We start from the raw sequence: 23251 nt of genomic DNA, 5'->3' as shown, positions 1-23251 counted from the left end.
ATATGGCAAAAGCAACACCTAAATCAAAAAAGACTACCAAAAAACCTGCTTCGAATCCAAATTTAAAATATATAAAGTGGTTTTGGATCACTTTTGCAAGTGGTATCCTGCTTATAGCTATCGTTTTTTTGTTAGCAAGTATGGGTGTTTTTGGTGAAATGCCAAAATTCGCTGAACTTGAGAATCCTCAAAACGATCTAGCAACGCAAATTATTTCGTCCGATGGTAAGCAAATCGGTACTTTTTTCAAGGAAAATCGTACGCCTGTTCAATATGAAGACTTACCGGATTTTTTAGTTGAAGCACTTATAGCTACAGAGGATGCTAGGTATTATGAACACTCTGGTATTGATGCTAGGGGGACGCTTAGAGCGCTATTCTTTTTAGGGACTAAAGGAGGAGCCAGTACCATTTCTCAACAATTGGCTAAACAATTATTTACGGGAGGATCCCGTAATAAATTTGAGCGCTATACTCAAAAAATACAGGAATGGGTAATCGCTACTAGGTTAGAGAGGCAATATACCAAAGATGAAATCATAACGATGTATCTAAATAAGTATGATTTCCTGAATCAAGCTATTGGTATTAGTTCTGCTTCACGAATTTACTTTGGTAAGAATCCAAAAGAATTGGAAATTCAGGAAGCAGCTGTATTAGTCGGAATGCTCAAAAATTCTTCTCTGTTTAATCCATTGAGAAGACCAGAAATGGTTAGAGAGCGCAGGGACGTAGTTCTGGCTCAAATGGAAAAGTACGACTTTATCACAGTGCCCGAAAAAGATAGTTTACAAGCTTTACCACTAAAACTGGACTATTCACCAGAAGGACATTCTGATGGAACGGCAACCTATTTTAGAGAGTATGTGCGTAGTTGGATGGCAGACTGGGTAAAAGCTAATCCAAAAGGCAAAAATGAGGATGGAGAGCAAGAGTTTTTTGATATTTATCGTGATGGTTTGCGAATCAATGTAACTATCGATTCTCGTATGCAGAAGTATGCCGAAGAAGCTACTCAAGAGCATATGGCAAATCTTCAAAAAGAATTTGATAAACAGGAAAAAGAGAATAAGACTTCCCCGTTTCGTGACTTAACGAAACAGGAAGTAAGTTCCATTATAAAAAGAGCTATACGTACTTCTGCAAGAAGGGCTAAAATGAAAGCGCAGGGAAAGAGTGAAGAAGAAATAGTAGCTTCTTTTGATAAGAAAACCGAAATGAAAATTTTTTCCTGGAAAGGGGAAATCGATACTATCATGACACCCAAAGATTCGATCTTGTATTATAAGCAATTCTTGCGAAGCGGTTTGATGTCTATGGAGCCACAAACTGGTCAGGTTAAAGCCTGGGTTGGGGGTATTAATTATAAACATTTTCAATACGATCATGTGTATCAGGGGGCACGACAAGTTGGTTCCACTTTTAAACCTTTTGTGTATGCAACTGCGATTGATCAACTAAAACTATCACCTTGTGATACGCTCCCGGTTTCTCAAATTACGATTCCCGTGGGCTCTCACGGTGTTGTCGAAAACGATTGGACACCTAAGAATGTAGGAGCAAAGTATTCAGGGTATTTAAGCCTTAAAGCGGCCCTTGCAGGATCCGTTAATACTATTTCGGCCCGTTTGATGGATCGTATTGGTCCGGCACCTATAGTTAGGCTTGCCGAAAAAATGGGGATCCAATCTAATATTTTACCCGTTGCCTCTATAGCGCTTGGTTCTGTAGATTTAAAACTATCAGAAATGGTAGGTGCATATAGTACCTTTGCAAATCAGGGAATCTACACCAAACCCGTGATGATCACAAGTATTGAGGATAAAAATGGAACAGTATTGTACCAGTTTGTCCCAGAAACTAAAGACGTTATCAGTAAAGAAGCAGCATATGTAACTGTTAATCTTATGGAAGGTGTTACGCAGTCCGGATCCGGTGTGCGTTTGCGAACAAAATCAAGGACACGGTACGATTATAAAAACGTAATTACAGGATATCCTTATGAATTTACAAATCCAATAGCAGGAAAGACAGGAACTACGCAAAACCAGAGTGATGGTTGGTTTATGGGTATGGTCCCTAATTTATGTACCGGTGTTTGGGTAGGTGGAGATGATCGTGCTACTCATTTTGAAACAGTAACATTTGGGCAAGGTGCTACGATGGCATTGCCTATCTGGGGATTGTTTATGAAAAAATGCTATGCCGATAAAACGTTAAATGTGTCTACAGAGGCTTTTGAAAGACCTGAAAACCTCTCCATCGCAGTGGATTGTGAAGCATATAAATCTAGTCAAAAGCAGGAAGAAGCGTTAGAAGATGAATTTGGATTTTAGTCTCATGTAAAGAGGGTTTAATCAATAGATAAAGTTGTGCATATCGTTTTAATTTTAGTACTTTTAAAGTGCTAAAATTAAAACGATATGATTCAAAAAACGGTAGACAATGTTTCTGATGCTTTATCAGGCGTTACCGATACTATGACACTAATGTTGGGGGGGTTCGGACTCTGCGGAATCCCGGAAAACGCAATCAAAGAATTGGTCAGACTCAACATTAAGGAGTTAACCTGTATTTCTAATAATGCAGGGGTTGATGATTTTGGTCTCGGGTTATTACTCCAAAAAAAGCAAATCAAAAAAATGATCTCTTCTTACGTAGGGGAAAATGAAGAGTTCGAGAGACAAATGTTGAGCGGTGAGCTCGATGTAGAGCTTATACCGCAAGGCACATTGGCAGAGCGTTGTCGTGCTGCACAAGGCGGCTTCCCTGCGTTTTATACACCTGCGGGTTATGGAACCGAGGTGGCCGATGGAAAAGAAACCCGAGAATTTAATGGAAAGATGTATATTCTTGAAGAAGCATTCAAAGCTGATTTTGCTTTCGTTAAAGCATGGAAAGGAGACGAAGCCGGAAATTTAATTTTTAAAGGAACGGCTCGTAATTTTAATCCATGCATGTGCGGAGCGGCTAAAATTACGGTTGCTGAGGTGGAAGAGTTGGTTCCTGCCGGGGAATTGGATCCAAATACAATTCACATTCCGGGGATTTTTGTGCAACGTATTTTTCAGGGAGAGCGTTACGAAAAGAGAATAGAACAAAGAACAGTTCGAAAAAAAATATAGGTACATGTTAGATAAAAACGGAATAGCAAAGCGAATTGCCAAAGAATTGCAAGATGGGTACTATGTCAATTTAGGTATTGGTATACCTACTTTGGTTGCAAATTATGTACCTGAAGGGATAGCTGTTGAGTTTCAAAGTGAAAACGGAGTTTTAGGAATGGGTCAATTTCCTTTTGAAGGGGAGGAGGACGCAGATATTATTAACGCTGGTAAGCAAACAATAACCACGTTGCCAGGAGCATCTTTTTTTGATTCTGCAACCAGTTTTGGGATGATCAGGGGTCAACATGTAGATTTAACGATTTTGGGAGCGATGGAAGTTTCTGAAACCGGGGATATTGCGAACTGGAAAATTCCCGGCAAGATGGTTAAGGGTATGGGTGGTGCGATGGATCTCGTAGCAAGTGCCGAGAATATTATTGTCGCTATGATGCATACCAATCGTGCCGGGGAATCTAAACTTTTGAAAACATGTAGTTTGCCGCTTACAGGCGTGAGATGTGTTAAACGAATAGTTACTAATCTTGCATTATTAGAAGTTACAGAAAATGGCTTTAAATTACTAGAGCGTGCACCTGGGGTCACGGTAGAGGAAATTGAGGATGCGACAGAAGGAAATTTACTAATTGAAGGGGAAATACCAGAAATGCATATATAACGCTAATTATTTATAAAATATAAGGGCCAGAATATTCTTACAAATATTCTGGCCTTTATAGTGGTTACAGGTTTTACTTGAAGGATTACTTCAACCACTATTCGGATATTCTAGGCATAAATGTTAAAATTTTGTGCTTTTTGTCGAATATAATTGTCTTTGAACGTGGGATTTTACTTTTTTTTGCATCTTAGTAATCCAAAAATAGGAAAGCCAATTTTTTAAAAAAAGTAAAGAAGTTTAACCACGTTATTTTAACCGACATGAAAAATAAATTTAACCGTATACAGCAATCCGTAAAACCTACTATCGAATTGATTTCAAACTGTATGTATTTAGCAAAAAAGGTTTTTTTATTAATGTAAATTTTGTTGTTAATTAGTTGCATCTACCCCAAGTTGCAATAAGATAAACCTGTTGTCTTTTAAGAACAACAGGTTTTTTTATGTTTTTATATTCCTTTAGGGATTGCGTTAATTAACTTTTTGGTGTATTCCTTGGTTGGGTTCTTATAGATTGCATCAGCATCACCTATTTCTTCAACCTTACCGTTATTCATGACCACCAGCTGATCAGACATATATTTTACTACTGCTAAATCGTGAGATATAAAAATATAGGAAAACCCGAAGTTATCTTTCAATTCATTTAATAAGTTGAGCACCTGTGCTTGGACAGATATATCTAAAGCGCTTACAGATTCATCGCAAATGATAAGTTTTGGAGACAAAGCAATTGTTCTAGCTATTCCAATACGTTGTCGCTGCCCGCCACTAAATTCATGTGGATAGCGATCAAAGTGACTAGCGTCCAGACCGACACGCTCTAATAGCTCCAACGTTTTTATTTTACGCTGTGTCGCGTTTTCGTATAGATTGTGTGCCCTCATAGGCTCTATGATTGCTTCACCAATCGTTAGCCTTGGATTCAAGGAGGCAAACGGATCCTGAAAAATTAACTGGATTTCTCTTCGCAAGAGTCTCAATTCACTAGATGAAAGCTTTGTAATGTCTTTACCCTTATAAAAAATCTCACCCGCATCAGCACGATGAAGTTGTAGAATGGTGTTTCCTAAAGTTGATTTTCCACAACCGGATTCTCCAACTAATCCAAGTGTTTCTCCTTCATATAAAGAAAAGCTAACCTTATTTACCGCTTTTACTACCTTTTTTCGAAACCAACCATCATTAGATGTAAACCACTTTTCTAAAGCAACCACTTCTAACAACGGAGGTTGAGCATACAAACTTGCATGACGTTCCTTGCGTGCTGCTGTCGAGACAATGTCGGTGGTATAAGTGGATTTTTTTAGATAATCTTTTATAGTCGGCAGTTTTTTAAGTCGCTGGTCTAGAGAAGGTCGGGCGTATAGCAACGCACGCGTATATTCCGCTTTAGGGTTTTTAAAAACCTCTTGAACAGATCCATACTCTATCATTTTACCTTGATACATTACTAAGACAGTATCCACAATTTCTGAAACTAAAGCAAGATCATGAGAGATAAAAAGGATACTCATTTGGTACTCTAACTGTAAGCTTTTGAGTAACTCAATTATTTCTTTTTGTACTGTAACATCTAATGCGGTGGTGGGTTCGTCTGCGATTAGTAACTTAGGTTTGCACGCAATCGCAATAGCGATAACAACACGTTGTTTTTGTCCGCCGCTTAATTCATGTGGATAAGCCGTATAGGCTCTATCGGGATCAGGAAGCTGTACTTTTTTAAACAGGGATAGTACCTCTTTTTTTATTTCTTTCGGTTTAAGTTCGGTGTGCCTTTGTAATATTTCAGCCACCTGCTTTCCACATCGCATAGAAGGATTCAACGAGCTCATAGGCTCCTGAAAGATCATGGCAATTTCATTTCCTCTAATATCGCTCAATTGTTTACTTGACAATTGTGATAGCGCGACTCCGTTAAATAAAATCTCACCGGAAGCGGTGGCGTTTTTGGGCAGTAATCCTAAAACGGCAAGAGAGGTGATGGATTTTCCACTACCAGATTCTCCTACGACACCAAGAATTTCCTTACGTCTAATGGTAAATGACAGATCTTCGATAACGCGACGTTGGGTGTTATCTACCGCAAAAGTTATAGAAAGATTTTTTACGCTAAGAAGATTAGGTGAACTCATAAGATAAATACTACTGTAAAGTTAGTAATTTCTATAAGATCGTGATTTAATTAATTGGTTAATTTGGTGTGATAATTGCTATATTTAGGCATTAACTCTCTGTATGAAGCTACTTAAACTTTCTTTGCGTACCCGTATTTTTGTTTCTATGACTTTACTGGTTCTAATTGCTTCTATTTTAATTGCCGCGGTAACGATCTACCAATATAAAGAAGAAGCCGAGGATTATCACAAAGACCGATTGGAAAGAAAAGAAGAACGTATCAAAATAGCGATTGATAATGCATTACGCAGCACAACGTTTCCGGTAAACGAAGAGAATGTTACCTCCATCTTTAGAGAGAGGGATCGAATTTATCAGATTTCTGAGGAGCATGGGATGCCGATTAATATTTATGATTTATCCGGGGATTTGCTGATACGATCTGAAGCAACATTCATAGAGGACACCCTAACAAAACAATTAAGCACGACTATTATTGACACGTTGGCTTCGCTATATGATAAACGCTTCTTAATCAAATCCGAAAAAAAGGGAGAGAAGTTCAGATCTTCCTACACCTATATTTCCGATAGTAGAGCAAAACCTTTGGCTATTTTAAATTTACCGTATCTGGAGGATGATGATTTACTTTCTAAAGAGCTATTCGAATTCCTAAAGCGTCTTGGAGAGGTGTATGTTTTTATGCTTTTTATCGCTATTGCGATCGCTTATTTTTTATCAAATTATATTACTAGGTCCTTAAAAACGATTTCTGATACGATTGATCAAACGCGTTTGGATAAACGCAATAAACGAATTGCCATTGGCAATGCCAGTGCTGAAATCTATTCGTTGGTTGATGCCTACAATAGTATGATTGATGAATTGGAAGAAAGTGCTGTCAAACTGGCCAAAAATGAACGCGAAGCGGCTTGGCGAGAGATGGCAAAACAGGTGGCTCATGAGATTAAGAATCCGCTAACTCCTATGCGTCTTACGGTACAGAGTTTTGATCGTAAATTCGACCCTGCAGATCCGGATATCCGTCAAAAAGTTCAGGAGTACAGCAAAACGTTGATACAACAAATAGACACGATGAGCTCGATTGCATCAGCATTTTCAAATTTTGCTCAAATGCCTGCTCAAAAAAGCGAAATGCTTGATGTAGTTAAGATTACAAGATTGGCGTTAGATATTTTTAATGAAGATTATATCGTTTTTCCTTCAGAGGAAGAAGAAATCGTGGCTAAGTTCGATCGTACGCAACTTATTCGTGTAGTTACAAACTTGGTTAAAAATGCAATTCAGGCGATACCACATGATCGCACCCCAAAGATAATGGTAAACGTTTATACCGAAGAAGAAAAGGTGGTTATAACCGTCTCAGATAATGGTATAGGTATCTCAGAGGAAAATATCACAAAAATCTTCGAACCAAAATTTACTACAAAAACCAGTGGTATGGGACTGGGATTGGGAATGGTCAAAAACATTGTGGAAACCTATAAAGGAAGTATTACCTTTACATCACAGGAGCATAGAGGGACCGTTTTTATCGTAAAGTTTCCTCGAGAATAGCCACAAATATTTGTAGCTTTACTGTAATAATTCAAAGATAAATATCAGAAACGATATAACATTCGGTTTTAATAAATTAATAGTAGTATGTACACAAACATCTCCGTAGAACATCAAAATAATCTAGGAAGGATCACCATTAATCGTCCTTCAAAATTAAATGCGCTTAACAAAGACACTATCCAAGAGCTTCACGAAGCTTTTAAATTCTTTGATGAGAATCTCGAAGTCAAAGTGATTATTGTCACAGGAAGTGGTGAAAAAGCTTTTGTAGCAGGAGCTGATATAAAGGAGTTTGCTGATTTTTCTGTCGCAGATGGTGGTAAATTAGCAAAAAAAGGGCAAGAATTACTTTTTGACTTTGTAGCTAATTTGGGAACACCGGTTATTGCTGCCATCAATGGCTTTGCTTTAGGCGGCGGGTTAGAGTTGGCAATGGCTGCTCATTTTAGAGTAGCGAGTGATACAGCAAAGATGGGTCTGCCGGAAGTTTCTCTAGGTGTTATTCCGGGTTATGGAGGGACACAACGTTTACCGCAATTAGTGGGAAAAGGAAGAGCTATGGAAATGATTATGACTGCCGGTATGATCGATGCTAATCAAGCGCTGCAATATGGTTTAGTAAATCATGTAACCACACAGGAGGATTTGTTGCCGTTGGCGGAAAAGATTGCTTCAAGGATCATGAAAAACTCTACCGTTGCTATACGCGCAGCCATAAAAGCTGTGAATGCCAGTTATGAGGATGGTATTAATGGATTTGATATGGAAGTCGAGGCTTTTGGAAGCTGTTTCGGTACCGAAGATTTTAAAGAAGGAACTACTGCATTTTTGGAAAAAAGAAAAGCAGATTTCCCAGGAAAATAAAACAATAATCTTTTCATCACGGTGCCTTATATAGGACTGTGATGAAAGGGTTTATCGATAGAAATTCATTTCATCAATATAGTTCCAGACAGTAGGGGGCAGCAGAGGCTGAATATTCTTGCCTTCGGCGATCGCCTTTCTAATAAATGTTGATGAAACCTGCATAATAGGTGCTGCAATACGGTGAATTTTTGGATGATCTTTAAATTGATTATCTACCCTCCCTTCAGCGATTCTTGGATACACATAAATGTTATGGTGTTCTAAAATAGTTTCATAGTTTTTCCACTTATGAAAACCCTTCAAGTTGTCTTCGCCCATGATTAAGCCGAACGAATAGTCCAGATATTTCTCCAATAGATGGGCCAAGGTATTTACCGTATAATTAGGTTGAGGTAGTTTGAACTCAATATCGCTTGGTTTAAGTTTGTCATAACCTTCGGTAGCTTGAAATACCATTTCTAACCTATGGTGATTGTCTAATAAGGAGGTTTTCTTTTTAAACGGATTATGTGGAGTAACTACTAACCAGATTTCGTCTAAATCGGAATATTCTGCCATATGATTTGCAATTGCCAAATGCCCGATATGAATAGGGTTAAATGTGCCAAAATACAGTCCGATCTTTTTTTTCATATGTTTAAAGATACTCGAGTTTTAAAAACTATCCTAAGAGAAATTTTTTAACTAATTGATAGACTTCGACTTTTGCTTTTACCAAATCATCGTTGGTGATAATGGCATCAAATTGCGGAGCAGTTGCTAATTCTGTAGAAGCTTTGGCTACCCGCATATTAATTTTGTCCTCGGACTCTGTTTTACGCTTTTTGAGACGAATTTTTAGCTCTTCAATACTCGGAGGCTTTACAAAAATAGCCAATGTTCTATCCGGGTAGATTCTTTTAATATCGAGTCCGCCAACAACATCGATGTCAAAAATAACATGTTTTCCACTATCCCATAATCGCTGAACTTCAGATTTAAGCGTTCCATAAAAACTATCTCGATACACTTCTTCCCATTCTAAGAAGTCTTCGGCTTTAATTTTATCTTTGAATTCACGCAGGGAGAGAAAATAGTAGTCCTTACCATGAATCTCAGCACCACGCGGTTCCCGAGAGGCAGCAGAGATCGAGAAACCTAATTTGAGCTCTTCTTGAGCTAATAAATATTTAACTAAAGTGGTTTTACCACTACCAGAGGGTGCTGAAAGAACGATTAGCTTTCCTTCCATTGAAATATATTTTTAAAGTTTGATCGTTGGGATCTGTAATTTTAAGCTATTTGACTTAAAGAACATTCAGTAATTGTTCTTTGATTTTTTCTAGCTCATCTTTCATCTGAACTACCAGTTGTTGCATCGGAGCATAGTTGGATTTGCTGCCAATAGTATTAATTTCTCTGCCAATTTCCTGCGTAATAAAGCCTAGTTTTTTACCATTCGAATCATCAGAATTTAAAGTAGATGTAAAATATTCTAAATGATTATTTAAACGAACCTTTTCTTCGGTGATATCAAATTTTTCAATGTAGTACACCAATTCTTGCTCAAAACGATTTTCATCCACTGCTTCTTTCAAATCAGCGATACCTTTACGTAGGCGTTCTCTTACGGCATCAATACGTTCGGGATCGATCGCAATGACTTTTTCAAGAAGCTCTGCTATTTTTTCTATCCGTTTAATAAAATCCTCTTCCAATACTTTCCCTTCATCTTCTCTGTATTTTTCAATCTCTACAAGTGCGGTAGCTAAAGCATCTGTGATTGCTTTGTACTCTTTTTCATCGATTTCTTCACGCTCAACTTTTAAAGCATCCGGCATTTTAACAGCCATTTTCATCAATTCCATATCAGCACCGCTATGAATAGCGCGAAGTTGTTCCATGTAATTTTTAACTACAGCAGCATTTACCTGAGTAGAGGTTTCTTCGGCTGTTACCTCTACATAAAGCCCAAAATCAACTTTACCACGTTGCAAGGTTTTAGCGATCGTATTACGCATTGCTAATTCTTTTTCTCTGTATTGAGAAGGTATTCTTGCATTAAGATCCAGATTTTTACTGTTTAAAGATTTAACCTCGATGGTAATTTTTTTTGTAGGTAATTGCAGGACTGCTTTACCAAAGCCTGTCATTGATTTAATCATAAGATTTTGCTAAAAGTTGCACGAAGATAAGGAAAACTCACGAAGTACCACGAATTACAGGAGTTTAAGCCCCGTTTTAACAAATGTCTATAAACTAAACCATCAAATACATGGTATGCTTATCAACATATCCGCTAGATTCGTTAAAAAATTTTGGAATAGTTCCACATTTCGTAAAACCTAGCTTAGTATACAGGGCTATGCCTGAACAATTAGAACTGTATACCTCCAGCCAAAGAATTTTGAGTATTGAGTTTGTTTTTGCCCAATGGATTGTTTGTTGTAATAAGGCTGCTCCTATGCCTTTGTTATGGTGAGCGGTATGTACACCCATTCCGACAACTGCAGTATGCTGTAATTTTTGGCGTTGGTTACCGGTTATATCAATATTTCCCACCAGTTGATCATCACTATAAGTCAATAATAATAGACTGTTTGCTTGTTTTTGATATCGCAGAATTAATTCAGCTTCCGCTTGACGGTCGTTTGCGTATTCTTCAATATACAGCGGAATCGTTTGCGTAGTGCGCAGGTAATTCATTTTTAGTGCTAGTAAATCTTTGGCGTCACTTGGTATGGCTTCACGGATATGTAGTGAGGGAGACTTCATACCGATTAGATTAAGCTTCTGGATTTTTTTCTCGAATGCGTTTGTATATTTTTATCCCCAACATCAACATGATTGCTAATGAAAATATACCGATGACTCCGTATATCCAATTTACAGCATCCCGTACGATCACGAGAAAAATAACCGAAAAAAGAATCAAGGTTGAACCTTCGTTCCATAATCGCATTTGGTTCGAACTCCATTTTACAATATCCTGTTGTAGTTGCTTGTAGAGGTGATGACATTTTAGATGATACCCAATCAATAAAACTACAAACCCCAACTTGACATGCATCCATGGCGCCTGTAACCAACCCGGCATAAGAACAAGTAGCCAAATGGCAAATCCGGTGGCCAAAACTGCAGAGGGCCAGCTGATTATAAACCAAAGACGCTTTGTCATTAACTTGAACTGTTTTGTTAATATAGTCCGTTCAGGCTCAGATTTTTGATACGCTTCTATTTGATAAATAAATAATCTGGGAATATAAAATAACCCTGCAAACCATGTGATCACAAAGATAAGGTGCAGGGATTTTATGTAATTATAATATTCTAACATTTGGCTTGATACGCTAAATTGATATTATTGACTTACCGATAGATACTTAAGCTGCAATGTGTTGAAAGCTTTATTAAAACTTTCAATTTCTTTTTCTATTAAAGCATCAAATATTGTCAACTGCGCTTCTATTTTTTCAGTTAATTCATTTTTTACTGCCACGTCTTGAGCCGTAGGACCAAAGTCTCCCATGCCGACCAATGCATTAAGATGGCCTAATTTGTTGGTAAGTTTTATGGGAAAATTTAGAGGATCTTGTCCACTTTTATTTTTTGTCTGGTACAAAGCTTTTTCTATGGCTGAAAATTTTTTCTGAAGCTCAGCAGCTTTTTCAACAAGTTCCTTGGTCTTAGTATTTTGTCTATTCTGAGTTTCAAAGGCACTTAGTTTTTTATTGATTTCCTTGATTTTCTCGATAGAAGAATGCGCACGTTGAATTGTTTTATTCACATCTGTTATAAAATCATATTGTGCTTGCATTGCTTCTGGCGTCGCTTCGGTTCTAGGATCGGCAGTAATAGAAAATTCTGATGATTCTTCGATCTTACCGTTTTTATTCAATGTTACACTATAGGTGCCGGGAACTGCCTTAGGTCCATCCAGATTTGCCCACCATAAGATCATGCCGTCTAATTTTTTAGCGCCTTTACCACGGGTATTCCATGAATAGGTGTTGAGTCCTGCTGATAGGTTCAATTGATCTTTTTTCTCTTTTGCGTGATTTGAAAAAGTGGCGAGTGTATCTTTATTCTTGTTAAAATAAGTAAGTGAAATGGTGTCTTTTTTAGCATCATAGGTATCCAAATAAAAATAAGTAAGCACCCCAGATGGATGATTCATTCCTTCGGTTTTTGACGCTTCTTTTGAACGGCCCTCCATACGAATTGTTTGCTTAGGTTGATAGAGATGCATAGACTTCTCCTGAATATCAGAAGTGAGTTGGTGTAAAAGCGTAAGATCATCGAGAATCCACAGACTTCGACCCTGAGTTGCAACGATCAAATTATTATTTTTGATAGTCAAGTCGGTAATAGGAACAATAGGAAGATTCAATTGAAAAGGTTTCCATAGTTTTCCGTTATTAAAAGAGATGTACATACCGGTTTCTGTACCGGCGTATAATAATCCCTTGCGTTTAGGATCTTCTCGTAACACACGAGTAAAATGTTCTGGAGCGATACCTTGAACAATTTTGATCCAATTTTGACCAAAATCTGTGGTTTTGTATAGGTAGGGCGCAAAATCTCCTGATTTATAACGGGTACCTGCAATATAACAAGTCCCTTCATCAAATGCGCTAGGCTCTATACTGTTAATCATTGTCCATTCGGGCAATCCCTTCGGTGTCACATTTTTCCAATTTTTACCGCCATCTTTGCTCACATGAATTAATCCATCGTCACTCCCTGTCCATAATAAACCTTCTTTCAACGGGCTTTCGGCAGCGGCAAAGATTGTACAATAATATTCAACCGATGTGTTATCTTGTGTAATCGGACCACCGGAAGATTTTAATTTTGTTGGATCATTACGCGTGAGATCCGGACTTAGTACCTCCCAGCTCTGTCCTTCATTTTCGGTTACATGTACATGATTAGAAAAAGTATACAATTTTTTAGGATTATGTTTAGAAAACAGAATAGGGAAATTCCATTGGAAACGATATTTCATATCCTCGGCACCATGTCCCATCGGATTATCCGGCCACACACTCACCGATCGTGTTGATCCGGTTTTGTGATTGACACGGGTAAGAAAACCATCATAACTACCTCCATAGACAATATCATTGTTTGTAGGGTCCACTGCGATATGAGCAGATTCACCACCTGCTGTTTCTTCCCAGTCATCTTCGGTGATTGCATTCCCGCTACTGCGATGGTTGATGCGTATTGTTGAATTGTCCTGTTGAGCAGCATAAATACGATATGGAAAATGATTATCGGTAGTAACTCTGTAAAATTGTGCTGTAGGTTGATTATGGTAAGTGCTCCAGGTTTCTCCGCCGTCATATGTAACTTGTGCACCCCCATCATCACCTATAATCATGCGTTTCGGGTTTTCTGGAGCAATCCATAGATCATGATGATCTCCATGTGGCGCTCGGTAGCTACTAAAATTTTTACCTCCGTCTTTACTCTTATGATAGGAAACATTAACTACGTACACAATATCCTTGTCAGCCGGATCAGCATAGATTCTGGTATAATACCAGGCCCTTTGTCTTAGACTTCGGTCGCTGTTTATAAGACTCCAAGTAGTACCTCCATCATCACTGCGATAAACGCCACCTTTTTCTTTGTTTTCAACAATAGCCCAAACACGTTCGCTATCAGCAGGGGATACTGTGACTCCGATAATACCTAAGGTATCTTTGGCAAATCCTTTATTTTTGGATAGATCATTCCATGTTTTTCCGCTGTCTGTACTTTTCCACAAGGTTGAACCCTCACCACCAGAACTTAAACTGTATGGGGTACGTCTGGCGTTCCAGGTAGAGGCATAGAGTATTCTTGGGTTATTGGGATCCAGAATTAAATCTACAGCACCTGCATCTTCATTGGCAAAAAGGACTTTTTTCCAATTTTCACCTCCATCGGTACTTTTATAAACTCCGCGTTCCTCGGTAGTCTTGTATATATTCCCTAAAACGGCAGCATACACTATGTCAGGATTTGTTGGATGCACACTGATCCTGGGGATATGTCTGCTTTTAGGCAGACCTGATTTTTTCCATGTTTTGCCGGCATCTACACTTTTCCAAACTCCGTAACCTGAAGAGACATTACCACGTAAGGTTTTTTCTCCACCCCCCACGTAGATGACGTTAGGATCACTTTTTGCTACTGTGATGGCACCTATAGAACCTCCAAAATAACCATCCGAAATATTTTCCCAAGTACGACCGCCATCTGTAGTTTTCCAAACACCACCGCCGGTAGCACCAAAATAGAAAAGATTTGGTTTGCCCGGCACTCCGGTTACAGCGGCACTTCTTCCTCCTCTGAAAGGTCCAATAAGCCGGTAGTCAAGGCCTTCATAATATTTAGGGTCAATGTCTTGAGAGTGACCCGTATGAATAAAAATCAGTGCATAAAAAAGAAGGCAGATAGTCTTTAAAACATGTGAAAACATAAAATAAAAGTATTGTAGATCTCGAGGAGATTTGTATTGATTATAAATTCTTAGCTAAAAGTAAGAATTTAATATTATTTTAATAAAAAATTACTGCGTTTCTTGGGCGATTCAAAAGAAATCTTAGGTAGCTGGTCGAACTAATAGTTTTTTACGTACTTCTCGATTTAAGAAATATCCGGTTACGATGGTCGCTAAAACGTCTGCAATTGGAAATGAAATCCAAACACCTAATTCTCCATAATAGTTGGGTAAGATTAAGAGTAGTGGGATAAAAAAGAACCCTTGTCGTGAAAGTGTGAGTAACAAGGCGGGAATAGCTTTACCGATCGCTTGAAAATAAGCAGCTCCGATGAGTTGCAGAGCAATAATAGGCGTGGCGGCAAATACCCAGCGCATAGGTTCGGCGGTATGTGATAATACAAAGTTATTGAGCGCGAGCTCTTTTGCAGACATGTTTTCGTTAGTACTTATGAAGAGAGAGGTGATTTCTGCCGGAAAGGTCATAAGACCGATAAACACTATAGTGGCAACTATTGAAGCATATAAAATAGCGGTATTGATACTTTCTCGTACCCGTTGAAAACGCAGGGCACCGTAATTATATCCTGCTATGGGTAAAAAACCTTGCGTAACCCCAAAAACGGGGAACAGAGCGAACATTAACATTCTACCAATTATAGCGTAAACTGCAACTAAAGCTTCTTGCCCAAGATCAAAAAGTATATTGTTCATTAAGAGGTAGGTAATACTTACAACAGCCTGTCGTGCCAAAGTTACGCCGCCCAAAGAAGCGATTTCAGAAACTATTGATCGATCTAAACGCAAATGACGAATGCTAATTTTAAGTTCCGAATGTTTTGAGAAGAAAAACCAGGCAATAAAACTAAAGCATAAAGTATATGAAATAGTAGTTGCCCAAGCCGCTCCATGCATACCCATATCCATGAGATTAATAAAAACATAGTCCATAAGCAGATTACCAACAGTAGGAATGATCATGGCGATCATAGCAAATTTTGGTTTACCTTCTGCTCTAATAACCGTATTGCCCATCATGGCGAATCCAAGAATTGGCACTCCGTATAGTACGATGGTGTAGTAGATTTTGGCAGGATCAAAAATATCACCTTTACCGCCAAATTGCGGAATGATAACATTTATGAAATAGAGTCCGACAATAACGAAAGAAATTGTACATATAAAAGTCAGAGTAATCTGGTTTCCAAACGTACGTAAGGCTTTTTCTTTTTGATTAGACCCAAGAGCTCTTGATATAATACTAGACCCTCCTATGCCGATAGACATTCCTAAAGCTGCGATAAAAAAAGATACAGGTAAAACTACATTAATTGCTGCAATAGCAATGGATCCTATCCAATTACCGACAAATATAGAGTCGATCAAAATGTTTAAGGACATGACTAAAATCCCGATTGAAGCTGGCAAAGCTTGTTTGATCAATAATGATCCTATAGGTTCCTGCCCAAGTGCTTCAGTGGAGACTTTTGCCATTATGCAAGTTCAGTTTTTACTTCAGCCCATTCATTGATCCATGAAGATAGTGTTTGCGCCCAATCATCCCGGTCGTTTAGGCAAGGAATCGTAGTAAATTCTTTACCACCAACCTCATGAAAAATTTCTTCACCTTCCATAGCTATCTCTTCAAGTGTTTCCAGACAGTCCGATACAAAAGCCGGAGTAACAATTGCCATTTTTTTAATGCCTTGCTTCCCCATTCGTTCAATGGTGCGATCGGTATAAGGTTGTAACCATGGATCAAAACCTAATCTTGACTGAAAGGAAGTAGAAAATGTATCAGGTTTCAACTGCAATTCTTCGGCCACCAATCGTGTGGTTTCATAACATTGGTGTCTGTAACAGAATTGATGTGCTGCAGAGGCTGTTTGACAACAACTCCCGTCAATTTTACAGTGAGATTTGGTAACATCACTCTTTCTTATATGACGTTCAGGTACACCGTGGTAAGAAAACAAGAGATGTTCGTAGTCTAAATTTTCTAATTGCTCGGCAATGCTTTTAGCCAACACTTTTGTGTAAGCTTCGTTATTATAAAAAGGTGGCAGATCAGAAAAGCGCATGTGAGGAAAAAACTCTTTACGTAATTCTTCTGCGAGCACCAAAATAGTTTCGGTAGTAGCCATGGCGAATTGAGGATAGAGTGGGACGATTAGAACCTCGTCAACACCCTGATCGTTCAATTGTTGTAGACCATCTTTAATATTCATTTTTCCATAACGCATTGCTAATCCAATAGGAATGTCGCTAAAACGAGAAACTTTCTTTTGCAAGCGTTGAGATAGTACAATTAAAGGAGAGCCTTCTTTCCACCATATTTTTTGGTAGGCTTCGGCAGATTTTTTAGGACGTGTGTTAAGAATAATGCCTTTAACTAATAAAGTACGTGCCCAGGTAGGTACATCAATAACTCTTGGGTCCATTAAAAATTCTCCAAGGTATTTTTTTACGTCTTTGGGATCAGTACTATCCGGTGAACCTAGATTAACCAGTAAAACTCCTTTACTCATAGTTATTTTTTTAAGCTTCACAAAAATACGAACTTCGCAAGGTATGGCTTATAAAAATATCATAAGACTTTGTAATAGTGCAATAGAGTATAGCTTCTTAAATGTTTTTTGAAAATTCACAAAATTGCTTCGATCCTTATAAGAAATCGTTAAATACGGATAAAGAAAATCAAGCATTATTAATTTTTTAGTATTTTTAGGTGAACTTAAAAAACAAATGATGAAACGTATAATTGTAGATGTCGAGAAAGATAAACTTCAGTTTATTCTTGAATTATTGAATCAGTTCGAGTTTGTATCTGTCATGGCTGATGCCGATGAGGATGCTAGAGGAATGTATGATTCTATTGTGTCTTTACAAAAAGGAATAGGGATCCCAAGTACTGAGTTACTTGACTAAAGATTACCCTAGATTCATGACATATTTTTTTGGTGTAGTGCCAAATTTCTTTTTAAACGCTGCTATAAAGTGGCTAGCTGTGCTATATCCTACTTTTAAGCCAACTTCGTTTACATTGTGTCCTCCGGTGGCAAGCAATTGTCTTGCAACTTCCATTTTATAATCAAATAGAAAACTATACACAGGTTCCCCATAGATTTGTTTAAAGCCCTCTTTCAACTTTTTTAATGGCAAACCAATTTCATTAGAGAGTTCTTGCAAAGTTGGAGGCTCAGACATGCGTGCTATAATGATATCTTTGGCTCTTCTTATTTTGAGAACGTTTTCCTCATCCACCAGAAAAGGACATTGCTCTATATCTGCATCTTCAGGACGATTGAAATATAGGCCCAGCAACTCATATACTTTTCCTTTTAAGTATAAGGTTTTGATTGAAGGATGTAAACTAAAATTCATAATCTGATTAAGAACGACAGACATCGATGGGCTTAAGTCACTATCAGAATAGTATTTCTTATCGCGATTACCTTCGCCTAAAAAAGGAATATAATCAGCTTCGGCAGAAAAAAGAGAATGAAATTTTTTAATAGAAATCAAAACAGAAATCAACCACGACTCTTTATCGATGTCAATGTTTAGCGGTAGATCTCGTTGTGGATTATAAAGAAGTAAGGCCTTATCTTCAGATAGACTAATAGCATAACTTCCATTGTTGAAATTAAATTTCATCGCACCTTTGATGCAAAAATGAAATTGGATAAAACTACTGTCGATTTCTCGTATAACTGTTTGATGATCAGTGGTCTCATTCTGGGATTTCAGTATATAAAAACCCTCTTCAATTTTGATTTCTTCAAGAATCCCTGCAGCGTTATTTTTGAGTTCTATTTCCATAAAAATAATTTTTAATTTATTTAGAATTGATCTAAACTGTTGCAAAAGAAATAGTTTGTAACCCTACAAAAATAAGGAATTTTGGGCTTATCACGTGTGTAATGGACTAAAATAACGTTTGGCGTTATTAATAAAACCCTTGGCGTTATTTTTTATCAGGACAGTAGAATATTTTTGTGGTGGAAAAATTTACAACAATTTGGATGGAGCCTCACCTACGAGCTAAAGGAACAAATTTTTATACTATTGGTTTAAGCTATAAAAAAGCTGACGAAGAGATACGTGGTCATTTTAGTATCAATGAAGAAGCAAAGATAGCTATTTTAAAACAAGCAAAAGAAGAAGGTGTAGAAGCCTTGCTTGTAACCTCTACATGTAACAGAACTGAATTATATGGTTTTGCACAGCATCCCTTTCAATTAATTAAATTACTCTGCGAGCATACGCATGGTACGGTCGAAGAGTTTGAGAAAGTTGCTTACGTACATAAAAACGCTAAAGCAATTTCTCATTTGTTTAAAGTGGGAACGGGTCTGGATAGTCAAATACTTGGAGATTTTGAGATTATAAGTCAGTTAAAACTTAGTTTCAAAACTTCTAAGAAGATGCAATTGGCGAACCCTTTTATGGAACGTTTGATTAACGCTGTTATTCAAGCAAGTAAGCGAATTAAAAATGAAACCGAAATTTCTTCGGGAGCTACTTCTGTATCTTTTGCTTCAGTTCAGTACATTCTTAAAAATGTAACAGATATATCAAATAAGAATATACTTTTATTTGGTACTGGTAAGATAGGTAGGAACACCTGCGAAAATCTTATCAAACATACCAAAAATGATCATATAACATTGATCAATAGAACTAAAGGAAAGGCTGAAAAAATTGCAGGAAAATTCAATTTGGTAGTAAAAGATTATGCTAACATTCAGGCAGAAATTAAAAGTTCTGACATTATGATTGTAGCGACCGGTGCGCAGCACCCCACGATTTCTAAGCACCTCATACATGCAACCAAGCCATTATTGATTTTAGACTTATCAATTCCTAAAAATGTATCTGAAGATGTTCGCGAGTTATCTAACGTAACCCTAATACATTTAGATCATCTCTCAAAAATTACAGATGATACATTGGAACGACGAAAAAAACATATCCCTCATGCAGAAAAAATCATCGATGAGGTAAAGGTTGAGTTTGATAGTTGGTTAGAAACCAGAAAATTTGCGCCTACAATAAAAGCTCTAAAACATAAGCTGACGACCTTAAAAGAAGTTGAAATTGATCAACAACGTAAAAAATTGGCAAACTTTAATCAAGAACAAGCTGATTTGATAAGCGATCGAATTATTCAAAAAATCACGAATCATTTTGCGAATCATCTCAAAGATGACAGCATCTCTGCAGATGACAGTATTGAATTGATTCAGAGGGTATTTCACTTACAAAACAGATGATTTTGACCAAAACGATACGCATCGGTACACGAGATAGTGAATTAGCACTATGGCAAGCTACTACAGTGCAATCCCAGTTAGAAGCATTAGGATATAAAACCGAGCTTATTCCTGTAAAATCTACAGGAGATTTGGTGTTGGACAAACCCTTATACGAGTTAGGTATTACAGGAATTTTTACTAAAACATTAGATGTTGCCATGCTCAATGATACCGTGGATATCGCAGTACACTCCATGAAAGATGTGCCTACGCAATTGCCTCAGGGAATTGTAGAAGCAGCAGTATTGCCAAGAGCAAATGTATATGATATTTTGGTACATAAAGGGCTTGATTTTCTAGCAGATGAGGGTCTTATCGCAACGGGTAGCCTACGCAGAAGAGCACAATGGCTGCATAAATATCCAAAACATAAGGTTGTTGATTTGAGAGGGAATGTAAATTCCAGAATGCAAAAGTTGAAATCAAATACTTGGAACGGTGCTATTTTTGCCGCTGCGGGCTTAGAACGCATTGATTTGAAACCTGATAATTTTATCAATTTAGATTGGATGATTCCGGCGCCTGCACAAGGTGCTATGTTGGTCGTGGCTAAGCAAGAGGATGCATATTGTCGCGAGGCGTTGGCAAATTTGAATGATGAGAACACACAGCAATGCGTCCAAGTGGAGCGCGAATTTTTAAGACGTCTTGAAGGTGGTTGTACTGCGCCCATCGGTGCACTTGCGCAGTTACACGGAGAAACCTTAGTATTCAAAGGTGCCTTATTTAGTTTGGAAGGAACGCAGAAGTTTGTCGTCGATAAAACCATTGCTATTTCTGATAGTAAAGGTTTTGGAGCGCGATGTGCAGATGAGATTTTGACTAGTGGAGGAGCAGATTTAATGCGTTCGATTAAAAAAACGTTAGCAACCTCTAAATAAATAGTATTGATTCTTTGCTGTGACCATTCTATCAACTAAAATATTAACCCCTGCTCAAAAAGAATTATTGCTTGGTTCGGGACATGGATTAGTGCATTATGATGCCATAGCGATACAACCTTTGGCTGTTGAGCTACAACAAACCTCTTTGAAAAACGCTATATTTACAAGTAAAAATGCGGTAAAAGCGATTTTAAACGCAAATCTTACTATCGAAAACTGTTTTTGTGTTGGAAATACAACCAAAGAGCTTTTAAGTTTGCATGGTTTTAAGGTAGTTGAAGCTGAAGACAATGCATTACTGTTGGCACAAAAAATTTCAAATAGTTATGCAAAAGAAGCATTTACTTTTTTTTGCGGAGATCTAAGAAGAGATGAATTGCCAAAGCATCTTAGGTTACAATCAGTAGCCTTTAATGAAGTAACCGTGTATAGAACTGAATCACAATTCAAAACTTTTTCACGTACTTTTGATTGTATTTTATTTTTTAGTCCTTCAGGAGTACAGGGCTATATGAATACAAATAATGCAGGAAATGCTATTGCTTGTTGCATCGGAAAAACGACTGCCACAGCAGCTGAACAATTTTTTCAAACTACCATAGTTGCTAACAAAACTACGGTCGAAAATGTAATAGTCACTGCAATCAAGCAGTTAAAAGTAAAAAATAATTAATATAAACACCGACACCTTCGGAAATAGTACGTTATGATAGAAAATGATTTATTTCTAAAAGCCTTAAAAGGAGAAACAGTATCACGACCCCCTGTATGGATGATGCGTCAGGCAGGGCGTTACTTGCCAGAATTTATGGCGATCAAAGAAAAGTATGACTTTTTCACCCGATGTCGTACCCCTGAGTTGGCGTCAGAAATTACGGTACAGCCGATCGATATTATTGGTCCGGATGCCGCCATACTTTTTAGTGATATTTTGGTGATTCCGCAAGCAATGAATATTGAGGTGGAGATGAAAGAAGGTGTTGGGCCATGGTTACCTAATCCCATTCGATCCGTAAAAGATGTCGATCAGGTAATAGTGCCTGATGTACATGAAGAATTGGGTTATGTTATGGAGGCTATCAAAATGACGAAGGAGCGTTTAGCGAATCGTGTTCCGCTTATTGGTTTCGCTGGTTCCCCCTGGACCATCATGTGCTATGCAGTCCAAGGGCAAGGGTCCAAAAATTTTGATAAAGCCAAAGAATTCTGTTTTACACAACCTGTAGCTGCACATGCTTTATTACAAAAAATTACAGATACCACCATCGCTTATTTAAAAGCAAAAGTTGCCAATGGTGTGGATGCCGTTCAGGTTTTTGACAGCTGGGGAGGGATGTTAAGTCCCACCGATTATAAAGAGTTTTCGTGGCAATACATTCAGCAGATTATTGATGCCTTAAAAGACGAGACGCAGGTAATTGTTTTTGGAAAAGGATGCTGGTTTGCTTTACAGGAGATGGCAAAATCAGGCGCTGCAGCTTTGGGTGTGGATTGGACCTGTTCGCCTAAAAATGCAAGGTATTTAACCGGTGGCAATATCACCTTACAAGGTAATTTTGATCCTTCACGTTTACTTTCGCCCCCGAGCGAAATCAAAAAAATGGTGACACAAATGATCAATGAGTTTGGTAAAGATCGGTATATCGCTAACCTGGGCCATGGAATTTTACCTAATATTCCGGTAGCAAATGCACGTGCCTTTGTAGATGCTGTAAAAGCCTATGGTGCGTAATGACCGCCTGGGAGCTCATACGACGGTTTAACTTGAATCAATTGGTGCGTTTAGCCTGGTTGATGATGCGACATCCACTATATGTTTTTCCAACGTTGAAAGCAACGCAAGAAACCTTAAGAATTTGCAATAAGCGCTACGGTGATTTGCACCACAAAAATGGCAAGGCCAATGCGTTTAGACATGCATTGTGGAACTTGTTACTTTGTAGATACGTCTATCAGAAGTCCAAAAATACAGAAAAAGCTGAAGGTTGGGCAGAACGTGTGACCGATTTACACGAACGCTTAGCTCCCAACGAAAAATTAGACACCGCCATGGACTTGCATAATAATAAGGTTGGACGGATGTTGTTTACGGGGCATCCTATACAAACTATGACAGATGCAATTGAATCTTTACAACGCATGACGCAAGAGGCTAAACCTGTATCAGATGCCAAAAATATTACTAACTTTGAAGGTGAACTAGTGTATATAGCATCTTAAACCAAA

21 protein-coding genes are annotated in these 23251 nt (G+C 37.9%); 11 read left to right on the top strand and 10 right to left on the bottom strand.

Annotation, left to right across the window (positions count from 1 at the left end; all coding sequences use genetic code 11):
• Positions 1 to 2 precede the first annotated feature (2 nt).
• The 3 genes from BD809_RS05050 (at position 3) to BD809_RS05040 (ending at position 3783) form a co-directional block, all read left to right on the top strand.
• Positions 3 to 2336, top strand: a complete 2334-nt coding sequence (locus BD809_RS05050; protein WP_148781850.1) for a penicillin-binding protein 1A — start codon at positions 3 to 5, stop codon at positions 2334 to 2336.
• An 87-nt stretch (positions 2337 to 2423) separates the two neighbouring features.
• Positions 2424 to 3125 carry a CoA transferase subunit A gene (locus BD809_RS05045; RefSeq protein ID WP_148781849.1) on the top strand — a complete coding sequence of 234 codons (702 nt, stop codon included), beginning with the start codon at positions 2424 to 2426 and terminating at the stop codon, positions 3123 to 3125.
• Positions 3126 to 3129: 4 nt separating this feature from the next.
• The gene (locus tag BD809_RS05040) at positions 3130 to 3783 is read left to right on the top strand and encodes a CoA transferase subunit B (RefSeq protein ID WP_148781848.1); all 654 of its coding nucleotides are present in this window, start codon (positions 3130 to 3132) and stop codon (positions 3781 to 3783) included.
• A gap of 451 nt (positions 3784 to 4234) precedes the next feature.
• Here the strand turns inward: BD809_RS05040 and BD809_RS05035 are convergent, their stop codons facing one another.
• Complete coding sequence (locus tag BD809_RS05035; protein ID WP_148781847.1) at positions 4235 to 5920, bottom strand: ABC transporter ATP-binding protein; 1686 nt, start codon at positions 5918 to 5920, stop codon at positions 4235 to 4237.
• 103 nt (positions 5921 to 6023) lie between these two features.
• On the opposite strand from BD809_RS05035, the gene BD809_RS05030 reads away from it, so the two are divergent.
• Both BD809_RS05030 and BD809_RS05025 read left to right on the top strand, forming a co-directional pair.
• The gene (locus BD809_RS05030; protein WP_148781846.1) at positions 6024 to 7481 is read left to right on the top strand and encodes a sensor histidine kinase; all 1458 of its coding nucleotides are present in this window, start codon (positions 6024 to 6026) and stop codon (positions 7479 to 7481) included.
• Between the two features lie 87 nt (positions 7482 to 7568).
• Complete coding sequence (locus BD809_RS05025) at positions 7569 to 8348, top strand: enoyl-CoA hydratase/isomerase family protein (protein WP_148781845.1); 780 nt, start codon at positions 7569 to 7571, stop codon at positions 8346 to 8348.
• A gap of 51 nt (positions 8349 to 8399) precedes the next feature.
• Here the strand turns inward: BD809_RS05025 and nadD are convergent, their stop codons facing one another.
• The 8 genes from nadD to hemH form a co-directional block, all read right to left on the bottom strand.
• The gene (gene nadD / locus BD809_RS05020; RefSeq protein ID WP_148781844.1) at positions 8400 to 8984 is read right to left on the bottom strand and encodes a nicotinate (nicotinamide) nucleotide adenylyltransferase; all 585 of its coding nucleotides are present in this window, start codon (positions 8982 to 8984) and stop codon (positions 8400 to 8402) included.
• 28 nt (positions 8985 to 9012) lie between these two features.
• The gene (gene gmk, locus BD809_RS05015) at positions 9013 to 9582 is read right to left on the bottom strand and encodes a guanylate kinase (protein ID WP_148781843.1); all 570 of its coding nucleotides are present in this window, start codon (positions 9580 to 9582) and stop codon (positions 9013 to 9015) included.
• A 55-nt stretch (positions 9583 to 9637) separates the two neighbouring features.
• Positions 9638 to 10495 (bottom strand): YicC/YloC family endoribonuclease, encoded by an 858-nt coding sequence (locus BD809_RS05010; protein WP_148781842.1) that lies wholly within the window; start codon positions 10493 to 10495, stop codon positions 9638 to 9640.
• Between the two features lie 94 nt (positions 10496 to 10589).
• Positions 10590 to 11105 carry a GNAT family N-acetyltransferase gene (locus tag BD809_RS05005; protein WP_148781841.1) on the bottom strand — a complete coding sequence of 172 codons (516 nt, stop codon included), beginning with the start codon at positions 11103 to 11105 and terminating at the stop codon, positions 10590 to 10592.
• Positions 11106 to 11115: 10 nt separating this feature from the next.
• Complete coding sequence (locus BD809_RS05000) at positions 11116 to 11667, bottom strand: CopD family protein (protein WP_148781840.1); 552 nt, start codon at positions 11665 to 11667, stop codon at positions 11116 to 11118.
• Positions 11668 to 11691: 24 nt separating this feature from the next.
• Positions 11692 to 14802, bottom strand: coding sequence for a WD40/YVTN/BNR-like repeat-containing protein (locus tag BD809_RS04995; RefSeq protein WP_148781839.1), 3111 nt, complete (start codon positions 14800 to 14802; stop codon positions 11692 to 11694).
• Between the two features lie 123 nt (positions 14803 to 14925).
• A complete protein-coding gene (locus BD809_RS04990) occupies positions 14926 to 16317 on the bottom strand; it encodes an MATE family efflux transporter (protein ID WP_148781838.1) in 1392 nt (463 codons plus the stop codon).
• Positions 16317 to 17351, bottom strand: a complete 1035-nt coding sequence (gene hemH / locus BD809_RS04985) for a ferrochelatase (protein WP_148781837.1) — start codon at positions 17349 to 17351, stop codon at positions 16317 to 16319. Before hemH ends, BD809_RS04990 begins: the two co-directional genes overlap by 1 nt.
• Positions 17352 to 17571: 220 nt before the next feature.
• Here hemH and BD809_RS04980 point away from each other — a divergent pair, with 220 nt between their 5' ends.
• Entirely contained in the window at positions 17572 to 17751 is a 180-nt protein-coding gene (locus BD809_RS04980) for a hypothetical protein (protein ID WP_148781836.1), read from the top strand.
• 3 nt (positions 17752 to 17754) lie between these two features.
• Here the strand turns inward: BD809_RS04980 and BD809_RS04975 are convergent, their stop codons facing one another.
• Positions 17755 to 18645 carry an AraC family transcriptional regulator gene (locus BD809_RS04975; protein WP_148781835.1) on the bottom strand — a complete coding sequence of 297 codons (891 nt, stop codon included), beginning with the start codon at positions 18643 to 18645 and terminating at the stop codon, positions 17755 to 17757.
• A 203-nt stretch (positions 18646 to 18848) separates the two neighbouring features.
• On the opposite strand from BD809_RS04975, the gene hemA reads away from it, so the two are divergent.
• Genes hemA through BD809_RS04950 form a run of 5 tightly spaced genes read left to right on the top strand, consistent with a single transcriptional unit; the run spans position 18849 to position 23245 of the window.
• On the top strand, positions 18849 to 20099 hold the full coding sequence (hemA, locus tag BD809_RS04970; protein WP_148781942.1) for a glutamyl-tRNA reductase: 1251 nt from the start codon (positions 18849 to 18851) through the stop codon (positions 20097 to 20099).
• Positions 20100 to 20101: 2 nt separating this feature from the next.
• Positions 20102 to 21022: a hydroxymethylbilane synthase gene (gene hemC / locus BD809_RS04965; protein ID WP_211356694.1), complete on the top strand. Its 921-nt coding sequence runs from the start codon at positions 20102 to 20104 to the stop codon at positions 21020 to 21022.
• Between the two features lie 19 nt (positions 21023 to 21041).
• On the top strand, positions 21042 to 21698 hold the full coding sequence (locus BD809_RS04960; RefSeq protein WP_148781834.1) for a uroporphyrinogen-III synthase: 657 nt from the start codon (positions 21042 to 21044) through the stop codon (positions 21696 to 21698).
• 33 nt (positions 21699 to 21731) lie between these two features.
• On the top strand, positions 21732 to 22757 hold the full coding sequence (hemE, locus tag BD809_RS04955) for a uroporphyrinogen decarboxylase (protein ID WP_148781833.1): 1026 nt from the start codon (positions 21732 to 21734) through the stop codon (positions 22755 to 22757).
• Positions 22757 to 23245 (top strand): DUF6973 domain-containing protein, encoded by a 489-nt coding sequence (locus BD809_RS04950; protein ID WP_148781832.1) that lies wholly within the window; start codon positions 22757 to 22759, stop codon positions 23243 to 23245. Before hemE ends, BD809_RS04950 begins: the two co-directional genes overlap by 1 nt.
• Positions 23246 to 23251: the final 6 nt, after the last annotated feature.

The organism is Aquimarina intermedia, assembly GCF_008124785.1.
Classification (GTDB): Bacteria; Bacteroidota; Bacteroidia; order Flavobacteriales; family Flavobacteriaceae; genus Aquimarina; species Aquimarina intermedia.
Note: the sequence above shows the minus strand (reverse complement) of the source record. Positions and strands in the feature narration are given on the sequence as shown.